This is a genomic window from Pseudoalteromonas haloplanktis ATCC 14393 (genome assembly GCF_000238355.1).
Classification (GTDB): domain Bacteria; phylum Pseudomonadota; class Gammaproteobacteria; order Enterobacterales; family Alteromonadaceae; genus Pseudoalteromonas; species Pseudoalteromonas haloplanktis.
Genome location: NZ_AHCA01000008.1, coordinates 220,848 through 234,022 on the forward strand (window position 1 = coordinate 220,848; position 13,175 = coordinate 234,022).

Annotated in this window: 8 protein-coding genes; 5 read left to right on the forward strand and 3 right to left on the reverse strand. The window is 40.2% G+C overall.

Features of this window, described 5'->3' with window-relative positions; all coding sequences use genetic code 11:
- Window positions 1-5: 5 nt before the first annotated feature.
- The 3 genes from PHAL_RS0115675 (at window position 6) to icd (ending at window position 6,445) form a co-directional block, all read left to right on the forward strand.
- Window positions 6-2,276, forward strand: coding sequence for a TonB-dependent receptor (locus PHAL_RS0115675; RefSeq protein ID WP_016709371.1), 2,271 nt, complete (start codon window positions 6-8; stop codon window positions 2,274-2,276).
- Between the two features lie 30 nt (window positions 2,277-2,306).
- Window positions 2,307-5,009 (forward strand): 7TM diverse intracellular signaling domain-containing protein, encoded by a 2,703-nt coding sequence (locus PHAL_RS0115680; protein WP_016709372.1) that lies wholly within the window; start codon window positions 2,307-2,309, stop codon window positions 5,007-5,009.
- 176 nt (window positions 5,010-5,185) lie between these two features.
- Window positions 5,186-6,445 carry an NADP-dependent isocitrate dehydrogenase gene (icd, locus tag PHAL_RS0115685; RefSeq protein ID WP_016709373.1) on the forward strand — a complete coding sequence of 420 codons (1,260 nt, stop codon included), beginning with the start codon at window positions 5,186-5,188 and terminating at the stop codon, window positions 6,443-6,445.
- 1 nt (window position 6,446) lies between these two features.
- Here the strand turns inward: icd and PHAL_RS0115690 are convergent, their stop codons facing one another.
- Window positions 6,447-6,896 (reverse strand): hypothetical protein, encoded by a 450-nt coding sequence (locus PHAL_RS0115690; RefSeq protein WP_029216195.1) that lies wholly within the window; start codon window positions 6,894-6,896, stop codon window positions 6,447-6,449.
- Between the two features lie 300 nt (window positions 6,897-7,196).
- The gene (locus tag PHAL_RS0115695; RefSeq protein WP_016709375.1) at window positions 7,197-7,940 is read right to left on the reverse strand and encodes a YciK family oxidoreductase; all 744 of its coding nucleotides are present in this window, start codon (window positions 7,938-7,940) and stop codon (window positions 7,197-7,199) included.
- A 230-nt stretch (window positions 7,941-8,170) separates the two neighbouring features.
- Here PHAL_RS0115695 and PHAL_RS0115700 point away from each other — a divergent pair, with 230 nt between their 5' ends.
- Window positions 8,171-10,633 carry a VolA/Pla-1 family phospholipase gene (locus PHAL_RS0115700; RefSeq protein WP_016709376.1) on the forward strand — a complete coding sequence of 821 codons (2,463 nt, stop codon included), beginning with the start codon at window positions 8,171-8,173 and terminating at the stop codon, window positions 10,631-10,633.
- A 94-nt stretch (window positions 10,634-10,727) separates the two neighbouring features.
- Window positions 10,728-11,744 (forward strand): protease SohB, encoded by a 1,017-nt coding sequence (gene sohB / locus PHAL_RS0115705; RefSeq protein WP_016709377.1) that lies wholly within the window; start codon window positions 10,728-10,730, stop codon window positions 11,742-11,744.
- 75 nt (window positions 11,745-11,819) lie between these two features.
- Here the strand turns inward: sohB and PHAL_RS0115710 are convergent, their stop codons facing one another.
- Complete coding sequence (locus PHAL_RS0115710; protein ID WP_016709378.1) at window positions 11,820-13,151, reverse strand: dicarboxylate/amino acid:cation symporter; 1,332 nt, start codon at window positions 13,149-13,151, stop codon at window positions 11,820-11,822.
- Between the last annotated feature and the right edge of the window lie 24 nt (window positions 13,152-13,175).

Sequence of the window (13,175 nt, forward strand, 5' to 3'; positions counted from 1 at the left end):
CTCTTATGAAAAGCCACACTCATGCTTTTTCAAATAGTATTTTATTACTGTGCTCATCGAGCTTTGTTTTATCTTCGGTTGTGCAGGCACAAAATGATGAAGCAACGATTACGCAAAGTAGCCTCGAAGTGATTGAGGTGTATGCCCAAAAGCGTGCGCAAGCGATTGAAGACGTCAGTATTGCAGTCAGTCAGGTAAAAGGAGATACCCTAAAAAATCAACACTACAAGGATTCAACTGAGTTATCTGTTTTTGCACCAAATTTAAAAATTAGCCAAAATGCTGCTGAAGGCACACCACCGGCGGTTAATATTCGCGGAGTTGGCTTAGTTGATTACAACACTGCTAATACGTCACCGGTGGCGATTTATGTCGATGATGTCGCTGTAGGTTCAGCAAGTAACCAAATCGTGAACTTTTTTGATATTGAGCAGGTTGATATTCTACGTGGCCCGCAGGGGACTATATTTGGCCGTAATGCAACAGGCGGCGCTATTTTGATCCGTACCAAGCGCCCCGAATTCACTGAGACGGGTTACCTAACAGCAGGGGTAGCAAATAACCATGCATTTAACATTGATGCGATGTATAACAATCAATTAAGTGATTCTACTGCATTTCGTGTTGCTATCAATCATCAAGATTATCAATACTCAACTCGCAACGCTTTTGACCAAGCACCGACTGCCGGAATGGAACAAACCAGTGCCCGGTTATCACTATTAAGTGATTTTGATAACCTGCAATTGTTATTGCAAGGTCATATAGAAGATTGGCAAGGTATTGTCCAGCCGGTGGGTAATATTGGTATCATTGCAGATCCTTTAACTGGTGAGCGTTGTAGTGCGAGCCAAGCGGGTTCAACAAAGTGTTTTGACAATTTTGGTTTTAATGACGCAAGTGATGATTTTTATACTGTTAAGGTCAATAATGACTCCCCTCACAAAACGGATGGTAAAGGGGTTAGCGCACACCTCACTTGGCAAGTTAATGATCGTAATGAAGTTGTCTCTATTAGCAGTTATAACCAGCTAGAGCGCTCCCATGCGTTTAATTGTGATGGTTCGCCAGCACAGTTGTGTGAGGGTAGTTTAGGGCTTGATACTGATTTGTTTAGCCAAGAACTTCGCCTGCAAACACAATGGGATGGACATACTTTAACCAGTGGCCTGTACTTTGCGGACGAATCTATCCAACAAAATAATATAAATGATATTCTTCGTGATCTGCGGGGTATACTCGCTTCTGACTTAACTGCTACTTTCTTTTACGATAATCAAATTGATACGCAAAATATAGCTGCTTTTAGCCAGTTAGATTACCAACTTAATGCTGACTGGATGATTAGTGCGGGCTTACGGTATTCGTACGAATCACTTGATTATGATTCAGTTGCACACTTAAATGTTGTCATAGATACTGCGGATTTAGCGGGCAGTTTAGTGCCGTTTTATCATGTACAAGGACAGCAATCCGACAATGGCTTCTCGGGTCAAATTGCAATTAACTACCTCATTAGTGATTCAACTCACAGTTATTATCGTTTTGCCAATGGCGCCAAAAGTGGTGGTTATAATGGGGGGTTTTTATCGTCTCCTGAGCAAGCGGAACTAGCCGATTATGGTAAAGAGCGTCTCAATGCCCATGAAGTTGGCACTAAATCATGGTGGCCAGAGCAAGGTATACGGTTTAATTGGGCTGCTTTTTATTATGATTATAATGATCAGCAAGTATTTATGAATCAACCTTCTAAATCGGCGCAAAAACCACCTGTACAACTTCTTGAAAATGTTGGAGACTCAATAATTTATGGTTTAGAAGCTGAATTTGATTATCAAGCAACGGATACGTTGTCGATGCGGCTTGCACTGGGTTATATTCCTCATGCTGAATTTGAAGAATTTGAAGATCCATTAGGTAACAGTTTAACTGATAACCGCTTACCCTTTACTTCAAAATGGAATGCAAGTGTGGGCGTTGAGTATCAGTTAGAGCTAGCTGGTAACCCTTTAACTACCCAATTACTTGTTGATTACCAGTCCGAATATTATTTTGATCAAAATCAAAACCCGTATGCTATGCAAGATGGGTATAGTATCGTAAATGGGAATATTCGCTATCAAGTTGATAATTTTAGCTTTGTAGTTTGGGGGAAAAATTTATTTGATACAGAGTACAGTAATTTAAAATTTGATTTAAGTTCATTTCTTGGCATGCTAGAAGACTTTAAAGGGGAAGGTCGCCGTTATGGTCTTGATGTTAGCTATCAGTTTTAGAAACGTGCTTGCAAAGCAAAGGTCTACTTTATGTTGTTAAAGGTGGTATATAGTTTATGGAGTGTCATTTTTCTTAGCCTATTAACAACTTTTGGTTTTGAAGCGCGAGCAGCAACAGCACCTGACGTATTTATTTATACTGAACAACAGCAAGATGTTAATCTGTTTCAAGTGGGCACATTACTCGCTGCAAGTAATGATGGGTTTCCTCGCTCAAGTGCGCAGATAACCAGTTGGCTTGCTAATCAGCAGCCACAATCTGATACCACTTACTTTGGTGGCAGCTATTGGTTAGTGATAGAGCTTGAGAACCAAACTCAGTTAGATGAACTAGTGCTGTTTCCATACAACACGCTAGTGTCTCGGATTGAAACCCGCGTCTATGATATGACTGAGCCCACAACGGCTTTTGCTCGCTATTTGAGTGGCGGTGTTGAAAAAAACGAATTCGCCTTTCATTACGGAAATAAAATAACACTCAGCCCCAACAAGCGTTATTTTATGATCACTAAATATGAAAGCGACTATTTTTATACGCCACCAAAACTAGTGCTAAAACCCTATACAGACTTTTTTTCACAGATCACCGTAGAAAACATGGTGATGATGCTGTGCTTTGGTGTTGGCATCGCACTGGGCTTGTATAACCTTTTAATTTACTTCGGTGCTCGTGATGTTACCCATCTTTATTATGCGTTGTTTACAGCCTGTTGGGTGTTTGGCTGGAGTCAGTTTTTTCATATACCAGATCAAATCTTTGGTTATTACAGCGCCCATTTACATTGGGTTGGCTTTGTTTTAATTCCACTTACGAACATTCTATTTTTTAATAGCCTGCTTAAACTCAAAGAAAGTTTTCCGCACTTATCATACGCTTCTTTTATATTAGCTGCGATATCAACCGCTGGTGTGCCTGTTGCGATCATATGGCCTGGCTTTGGCTTTGTTTGGGCCACCATAGTCACCGGAGCGACTTTATGCTTTGGTTTATACATAGGCATACGCAGTTGGATGAGTGGTTTTAAGCCGGCACGCTTTTTTGTGTTTGCCTACCTTGCAATGGCTATTCCTAATATGGTTGGTAACCTCACTAATTTAGGTGTATTTCCACAAATTACGATTGATTTATACTTGCTTGGTTTGATCGGTACAGCCTTGGACGCCATGTTATTGGCTTTTGCCGTCGCGAATAAATTTAGTATATTGCACGACGAAAATGTTGAGCTGACAAAAAATCTAGAGCATAAAGTTCAATTACGTACTCAAGAGTTACAACAACTAGCTGAAGAATTGCGTGATGCAAGTGAAGCTAAAAGCCGGTTTTTAGCGAACATGAGCCATGAAATTCGCACCCCAATGACCTCAATTATTGGTTATGCAGATGGTATTATACTTGGCGATATTAAACCGCATGAGCGCAATCATGGTATACGGGTTATTTTACAAAATAGTCGTCATGTATTGGGTTTAATTAATGACATATTAGATATGTCAAAAATTGAAGCAAATCGTCTTGAAATAGACTTAGTTGAGACTGATCTATTTGCAACAATTGCCCATATTGAATCATTATTAGGCAAGCAAATACGTGATAAAGGCCTTAAATTTAAAGTCGATTATCAATTCCCACTTCCTGACTGGATAGTGTCTGATCCAACACGATTACGGCAAATACTCCTTAACTTAACAGCCAACGCGTTAAAGTTTACGACTGTAGGACATATTCAATTGTTGGTCAGCTGTACCGAAGAGCAGCTAGTGATTAAAGTCAAAGATACCGGCATTGGTATGACAGATGCTGAGCAGGCAGATCTGTTTACGCCATTTTATCAGGCAGACTCATCGATTTCTCGAAAATATGGCGGAACCGGGCTTGGCTTAAATATTTCAAAAAGTTTAGCTGAAAAGTTAGATGGCAATATTACCGTTCATTCTCATGTTGGTAGTGGCAGTGAATTTAGTCTTAATATGGCATTGTACACACCGGAGCGTGTACGTTGGATCACGAGTTTTGAAGAAATATGTGTTAGTACAGTAAAAGAGTTACCGAGCCAGTGCCAACGAAACTTAGTGGGTGAAGTTCTGGTTGCCGAGGATCACCCAGAAAATCGTGAGCTTATTAAGCGTATTTTGGAACGAATGGGGTTAACGGTTACTGCAGTCGAAAACGGCCAAGATGCAGTGCAAGCGACTTTAGATCATCAATTTGATTTAATATTACTCGATATTCAAATGCCAATAATGGATGGCGAACAAGCTATACATATTATGCAGGCAACAGGTATAACAACCCCGATAGTGGCGTTAACAGCTAATACCATGCAACATGAAATTGAGCGCTATTTAAAACAGGGTTTTATTGATCACATAGGCAAACCCATTGACCGCAGTGAGTTTAGTCAAAAAATTGCGAGTTATTTAGATATTGAGATGCATGAAGAAGTAAAGCTTCCGGAACATGAATTTGAAGCACTCAAACGAGTCTATATTGGTGGTTTAAAAGCACAGCGAGATACACTGAGTGAGCAGTACGCACAAGGTAATATTGATGGTTTTACGCAAAGCGTACACATGTTAAAAGGGACCGCAGGTATGTTTGATTGCGATGCTTTATATCAACACGCTTTGAAGTTAGATAAAGCCTTGAAAGCAGACAGTATTACGCTTGACAGTCAATTGGTCTCTAATGTGCTAACTGAAATCGATGATATATTATGTCATACCCCTTCATAAGCAGCATTGTTCAGCGTAAATCACTTGCCAATACATCGAGTAAGGTTATGCACAAAAGGAGTAATGCATCCATTATTTTATTGTTGAATAATAACTATAACTGCTACAAGCACGACATCACAGTGTAACCATGCTTTAATCGTGCTAAATACTCAATAACAGAATATGGCACAAGTATGAGTTATCAACATATTGAAATTCCACCACTGGGTGAGCAAATAACGATTGATAACAAAGGTGTTTGGCAGATACCAAAGCAACCCATCATCGCTTATATTGATGGTGATGGAGTAGGCCAGGATATTTCACCATGCATGCGTAACGTTGTTAATCAAGCAGTGCACATATGTTATCAAGGCCAGCGTAAAATTCATTGGATGGAAGTGTTTAATGGGGAAAAAGCCGCGCAGTTATATGATGGTGATTGGTTTCCTCAGGAGACAATTCATGCCGTTCGTCAATTTAAAATCGCAATCAAAGGGCCGCTAACAACGCCTATAGGAGGTGGTTTTCGCTCACTGAATGTTGCTTTACGTCATGAAATGGATTTGTTTGTTAATATGCGCCCAATCAAGGGTTACAAAGCACTGCCTTCGCCGTTAAAACATCCAGAAAACACTGATATTGTCGTCATTCGTGATAGCTCTGAGGATGTCTATTCAGGGATAGAATGGCAAGCGGGCAGTGTGGAAGCTGAAAAAATGTTGGACTTTTTATGTCATGAGATGGGAGTGACGCGATTACGATTTGATCAGCATTGTGGAATAGGGATAAAAAATATTTCCAAAGAAGGTTCAGAGCGATTAGTTCGGTATGCGTTAAACTATGCAATTGAGCAAAATAGTCGTTCAGTTACTTTAGTTCATAAAGGTAATGTCCTGAAATTTACTGACGGTGCATTTAAACGGTGGGGGTTTGCCTTGGCTGAACGAGAATTCGCGGCGCAAGCACATAGTAATGGACGTTGGTTAGAAATACCTCGCACAGGCCAATCACCACTTATTATTAAAGAAGTGATTGCTGATAACATGTTACAGCAAGCACTCATGACGCCAGAACAATTTGATGTTGTTGTTACGACAAATCAAAATGGTGATTATTTAGCGGATATGCTGACTGCACAAGTGGGCGGTATTGGTATTATGCCAGCAGCAAACTTGAATAATGAAGTGGCTTTTTTTGAACCCACGCATGGTACGTTTGCACGGATCGCAGGACAAAATAGTGCAAACCCCACCAGTAGTATCTTAAGCGCTGTGATGATGCTGCGTTTTATGGATTGGCACGAAGCTGCACAAGCAATTGACAATGCGTTAGCACAGACATTAGGTGCGGGTGAAGTGACGTTTGATTTACAGCAGGAGCTGCAAAACTCGACTATCCTCAGTTGTAGTGATTTTACACAAAGGATAATCGAGTGTTTAAGTTATTCATAATTTATGCTGCATTAGCGTTTTTAAGCGCACTGCGGTACGTACAAGGGCGATTAGTTAGTTCAGCAGCACGTTGATAAATCGCTTTTGCACCTTCTTCATCACTGGGTGTTCCGCTTAAAGTATCCATCAAAGCCACAACAATAATTGCAGGAACTTGACAGCAATATTCATCTAGTACTGCGGTTGTTGTTTGCGCATCAACATGGCAATGCGGATGATTGTGCTCAACTTGGTAGGCATGCAGTAGTGTTTGAACATCCAAGCTATCATCCTCAAGGTGTTTGTTTTTACGACATTGACAGCCAAACTCGTCAACTAATGTTGCTAATGCTTGATAAACATCATCGCAATCAAGCGTTGTTTTTTGACAAAGTTGCTGTTTAATAAAAATGTGTAAATGACCATCGATGAATAGTCCGTCTTGTTGGGTAAAGCGAGCTGTAGTTTGCATCATAGTGTTGCCTCTTAATTGTTGTGATTGATTCATTTAGTATGAATTCACTTTAGTACTAAGCTCACTATTTATGAAATTGTTGTTTTCAATAACTGATATTGATTTAATCAATAATAAAATAAAGAAGCTGATCCTTACACTGCTATTTTGTATTGGATGTGTGCAACAAAGCGCCGCTCAGTATGAAGTCTGCTTGCATGAAACGTTTACGAGCGATGACTGCTCGAGTGAACAGCAATGCCAGTGAGTGTCTAAAAACTGGCATTGTTGAATGAGTGATTAAACTAAAAAATTTGTTTATTTTGTTTGTGCATCTAATGACTGACCATTCACATCTTTAGAATCGTCACTCATTAAATATAAATAAGTTGGCATTAAATCTTCAGGGCAGGCTAATTTGTCACGGTCTTCGCCAGGGTATACACTTGCACGCATTGCCGTGTGGGTAGCGCCTGGGTTGATACAATTTATGCGAATATTCGTTTTACCTACTTCACACGCCCATGTTTGCATCATACCTTCAACGGCAAATTTGGAAATAGCATACGCTCCCCAGAATTCACGGCCTTGTCGACCGACACCAGAAGACGTAAAGATAATTGATGCAGAAGGTGATTTTCGTAACACAGGAAACATGTACTTTGTAAGCATTGCTTGAGCTGTCACATTTACTTTCATGATGTTATCAAACGTTGATGAACAAAAATGCTCTAGTGGTCCTAATGCACCAATAATTCCGGCATTGTTAAGTAATCCATCAAGTTTACCGAACTGTTGTTCAATAGTAGCACCAAGATCACGATAATTCTGCTTGCTAGCACCTTTTAAATCCATCGGTACTATGGCCGGTTTTGGACCGCCTAATGCCACTATTTCATCATAAACGGCTTCGAGTTTGCTGGTGGTTTTACCAAGTAAGATAACGGTTGCGCCATGTTTTGCATACGCTATTGCCGCAACGCGGCCAATGCCATCGCCAGCCCCTGTGATCAGGATAACTTTGTCTTGTAGGGCATTTTCAGCCGCTTTATAAGTTTGCATAATAAAGGTCCAAAATAATCAATTTCAATGATTTTAACATAGCAAAACACCAAGTTATCGAATTTATTGCAAAATAAGGTGGCGAAATTTGAAAGTTTACGTTAACTTTAACTGGTCTAATGTCTTATTAATGATCTAATTACAATATTTTAACCAAAAATTACGCTATAACTTAAAAGAACTTAATTAAACACACACATAAAAAAAAGATTACGTGCGGAGCAAACAACATGAAAAAAATGCTACTCTCACTCGCAATTACAGCGGCTCTTGCTGGTTGCGGCGGCGGTGAAACGTTAGAAGATGTTAAAAATGACACACCACCGGTTATACCCGCTGCGACAGTGAAATTTGACCCTGCAAATGGGGTTATTTCGGTGCCAAATGATTTATTAATGAGCGGCACAAAAGATGGCACTATTAATATACCTGGTGAATTAGATGCCAATGGTACCTCAGTGCCACGAGCTGCCTATGCTGATCCATCACTGGCGTTAGGAGCACTTGATGGCTGGTCAAGCCAAGTACCCTACAAAATTGATTTAACATTTCCTACCGATGTCAGTTCAACTGCAACGCCGCAACCTAAATTGAGTTTAGATGAAGCGTCTGCTGCAGCACCGGGTGCTGTACGTATTTTTGAAGTAGTAATGGGCGCAAGTTTAACCGATGCAGATTGCTCGCAAGTTCCTGCAGGCGTGGCTTGCAAGTTACTCGGCGAACTTACCTTTGGTGTTGACTTTATAACCAAAGGTAGTGGTGATGCTATTGCAATTATTCCGTTAAAACCGTTTAAAGCTGGTAGCTCTTATATAAATGTATTAACGACTAGTTTAAAAGATTCAGTCGGGCGCTCTATCGAGCCGTCATCAACTTATGCATTGGTGAAACAAGAAGCGCCATTAATTACGGAATCTCAACTTGCTTTGCAAGGGGTGATAAATAGCTACGAAAATGTAATTACTTCAAGTGGAGCAATCGCTAAAGATGAAATTATATTCTCAGCAGCAATGACGATTCAATCTGTTGGCCCAGTGCTAGGCACCATAAAATCACTGCTAGCGGCGAGCCTACAAAATCCAGCTCTACCAACACCTATGGTTCAAATTCCAGAACAACCGATGTTAACGGTAGCGCAAGTTTTCGAATCGCAAGGAATGACGGGTTTATCTCCTGCATTTTCAGGCGTGCAGTATCAAAAAGGCAGTGTCACGTTACCTATGTACTTATCTCAACCAAAAGGGAAAGAAGTTTCAGATTTGGCGGATACTTATTGGCAAGGTATGTGCGATAACGCTGCGGCGGTGTTAGCTTATAAGGCATCAGAGGGTGAGAATTTTCCATCTGAACCCGTTAGCATTAACGATGCAACTTGTGCCGCACTCAGTGATGGGCGTCTGCGTGACTTAGGGTTAGATACAACCAAGCATTTAACTAAATATAACTCAATTCCTAAAGTACAAAGCTTAGAGCCTGTGCCTGTACAAGTTACTAAACCGATTCTAGCTGTGATCAATAACGTAAGAGCGCAATTAGAAATGCCGGCAATAGAAATGCCAGCCGGTGGTTGGCCTGTTGTGATCATGCAACACGGTATAACGTCTAAAAAAGAAGACATGTTAGCATTAACGGCAAGTTTAGCTATACAAGGGTTTGCAACAGTAGCAATTGACCACCCTGTACACGGTGAGCGTGGTATTGATGTTGATGATGATGGGGTTGATGATTTCAATGCGTCAACTGGGTCTGTTTTAGCGTATATGAATTTGCAATCACTGCTTGTAGCACGGGATAATTTAAGACAATCTTCTGCTGATTTACTCGGTCTTCGTTTAGGTTTAAACCTGACTAATGATACGTCTTTAAATACACAAGATGTGTCGTTTATCGGTCATTCTTTAGGTTCAATTGTTGCCCCAGCTTTTATTGCGCAAGCTAATAATCCGCTTGATGAGCAAGTGGATGGCCTATTTAAAGTTAATACAGTGGCCCTTGCAAGTGGTGGCGGAGGTATTGCTAGTTTCTTATTAGAGTCTGCGTCTTTTGGTCCATTCGTACAAGGTTCAGTACTATTGGCTGCTGGAACAACTGAGTCTGCTGAATTCGCGACTTATTTACAAACTGATGCAGTTTCTAACTGTGGAGTGTTCGCAGCAAACCAACAAGCGTATGTAAGCTGTGCATACCCAGAATACATTGCCTCGCTTACGATGGCAGGAGAAACAGCAAAAATAGCAAATATCCAAGGGGTGATGACTCAGTTCTCATTTGCGGCACAAACGGTACTTGATAGTGGTGACCCAACTAATTACGCGGCTGCTGTTAAAGCACTTGCTACGCCTGTATATATGAATGTTGTAGTTGGTGATGGTGAAGGTAATAAACCTGATCAAGTAATTCCGCCGATGACGGTTAATAATCCTATTGCAGGTTCATTACCATTAGCTAACTTAATGGGCTTAACAACGGTAACACAATCACAAGCACCAACTGGAGAGGCTATGAGCTATTTAGTGAAGTTTACTAAAGGGCATCATAGTTCGGTGCTAACACCAGCACCCAATGCTGATGCAGGATCGACTGTGCAAGGTAGCGCCGCTGCGACGAGTGAAATGCAATTACAAATTGCCAGTTACTTAGCAACCCGGGGTCTAGCATTATCAATTAATAACACAGATATTGTGACGGACTAATTTTCCAACCTGTTAAAAAATACAAAGCCACTGAAAAGTGGCTTTTTTTTGTTTGAATGGTAAATTAGGTTAAATTTTTATTTGGAGAATACAATTGGAATTTTTATATGAGTACGGCCTGTTTTTTGCCAAAGCGGTGACTTTTGTGATTGCTGTTGCTGCTATTATTTTAATCAGTGTTGCTGCAGCGGCAAAGCCTAAAAGTAAAAAAGGGGAAATTCAGATTGATGATATATCAGAGCAACTTGATGATTTAAAAAATAATTTTATCGAAAGTACGTTATCTAAAAAAGCATTAAAAGAGCATCATAAATCACAAAAAAACTTGGCTAAAAAAACAGCTGAAACTGATAGCAAACCGCGGTTATATGTTATCGACTTTAATGGCAGTGTGGATGCGCATGAAGTTGACAGCTTGCGCGAAGAGATCACTGCAATCATCTCAATTGCTGATCCTAAGCAAGATAAAGTGCTGGTTAGATTAGAAAGCGGTGGCGGTGTGGTTCATGGTTACGGTCTGGCTGCATCACAACTGCAACGTTTGAAAGATAAGGGGATTTACCTTAGCGTTTCAATAGATAAAGTGGCAGCCAGTGGGGGTTACATGATGGCATGTGTAGCGGACGAAATCGTTGCTGCCCCGTTTGCAATTGTGGGCTCAATTGGTGTGATAGCGCAAATTCCAAACTTTAATAAAATTCTTAAGAAAAATGATGTTGATTTTGAACAGATCACCGCAGGTGAGTTTAAACGCACATTAACACTATTTGGTGAAAACACTGATAAAGCGCGTGAGAAATTTAAGGATGAAATAGAACAAACTCATGATTTATTTAAACAGTTTGTTAGTAGTCAACGACCTAGTTTGGACATCGATCTAGTTGCAACAGGTGAGCATTGGTTTGCAACTCAAGCAATTGGGAAAGGGCTCGTTGATAAAATTCAAACCAGCGATGACACATTATTAAGCCATCAAGACGAGCGACAAATCTATAAAGTAAAATATAAAGTTAAGAAGAGCCTAAGTGATAAATTTGCTTTGGGCTTGAGTAATACGATGAACCGAACAGGCATCTCATTACTTTCTCGTTTTAAAGGATTAAACCCATAAAGGTTAGCTCGCACTTTTAAGTAATAAAAACCCGCAAATGTGCGGGTTTTTTATTACAAAGATACACAAGCAATACTAGTCAGTTGATTTATGGTAGTCCTCTAAATCTTTCGCTGCATCAGGGTCGTTAAATACATCCTCATCCAATTGACCTTCAGATTTAGCAACGACACATGTAACCATACAGTCACCTGTTACATTAACTGCAGTACGCGTCATATCAAGTAATCTGTCAACCCCGATAATAATTGCAATCCCTTCAACAGGTAAACCAACTTGATTAAGTACCATAGCAAGCATGATCAAGCCTACGCCTGGAACTCCGGCAGTGCCAACAGAGGCAAGCGTTGCAGTTAAAATGACCATCAAGTAATCAGAAATTGTTAAATCAACACTGAACACTTGGGCTATAAACACCGTCGCAACACCTTGCATGATTGCAGTGCCGTCCATATTGATGGTCGCACCTAGCGGTATTGTAAATGAAGCAACTGAGTTTTTTGCACCTAATTTTTTGGTGGCAGTTTCTAATGTGATAGGCATAGTTGCACTTGAGCTGGAAGTACTAAAGCCAAACAGGCATGCATGCTTCATTTTCTTTAAAAATATAATCGGGTTTAAGCCTGTTAGTAACTTTAACAAAATGGTGTAGTTCACAAATGCATGAATAGCTAGCGCAGCCATTACTACGCCAAAGTACTTTGCAAGGCTAACAATCAGATCGACTTCTATAGTGGTAAATAGTTTAGCCATTAAAAAGAACACGCCATAAGGGGCAACGTTCATTAATAGCGTCACTAATTTTAAGATCACGGTATTTAAATCTTCAAAAACGACAGCAACACGTTTACCTGCGCTACCGCTCAGTGCCATGGCGATACCAAATAATAAGGAAAATACTATCACCTGCAACATGTTACCACTGGCCATTGCATCGATTGGATTAGTTGGAAACATATCAATAATGACTTGTGCAAGCGTTGGCGCTTCTTTTGCGTTATATGCGGCATCACTTGGTAAATTAATACCTTCACCTGGGTTCACTAGTAAGGCTAAAGTAATTGCAACTGTTATCGCAATAGCAGTCGTAATGAGGTAAAGGCAGATTGATTTACCACCTAATCGTCCTAACTTTTTTGGGTCACTTAAACTACAAGTACCACAAACAAGTGAAACAAAGACTAATGGTACAACTAGCATTTTCAAACTGGCGATAAATATTTGTCCACCAATATGAAATAAACCATCAACAAAAAAGCCTTTAATTGGCAAAGAGAATAATCCAAGTGGGATTAGATAATCGTCTTCGCCAGCTAATATTGCTTGGAAAATAAAGCCTACTGCAACACCCAAAAACATACCAATCATGATACGGGTGGTTAAACTCATTGAACGGATTTTCGACATAGTAACAATCTATTTTTTATAAAT

Coding starts and splice junctions, on each gene's coding strand:
- PHAL_RS0115675 (WP_016709371.1), top strand. CDS start 6: ATGAAAAGCCACACTCATGCTTTTTCAAATAGTATTTTATTACTGTGC.
- PHAL_RS0115680 (WP_016709372.1), top strand. CDS start 2,307: ATGTTGTTAAAGGTGGTATATAGTTTATGGAGTGTCATTTTTCTTAGC.
- icd (WP_016709373.1), top strand. CDS start 5,186: ATGAGTTATCAACATATTGAAATTCCACCACTGGGTGAGCAAATAACG.
- PHAL_RS0115690 (WP_029216195.1), bottom strand. CDS start 6,896: ATGCAAACTACAGCTCGCTTTACCCAACAAGACGGACTATTCATCGAT.
- PHAL_RS0115695 (WP_016709375.1), bottom strand. CDS start 7,940: ATGCAAACTTATAAAGCGGCTGAAAATGCCCTACAAGACAAAGTTATC.
- PHAL_RS0115700 (WP_016709376.1), top strand. CDS start 8,171: ATGAAAAAAATGCTACTCTCACTCGCAATTACAGCGGCTCTTGCTGGT.
- PHAL_RS0115710 (WP_016709378.1), bottom strand. CDS start 13,151: ATGTCGAAAATCCGTTCAATGAGTTTAACCACCCGTATCATGATTGGT.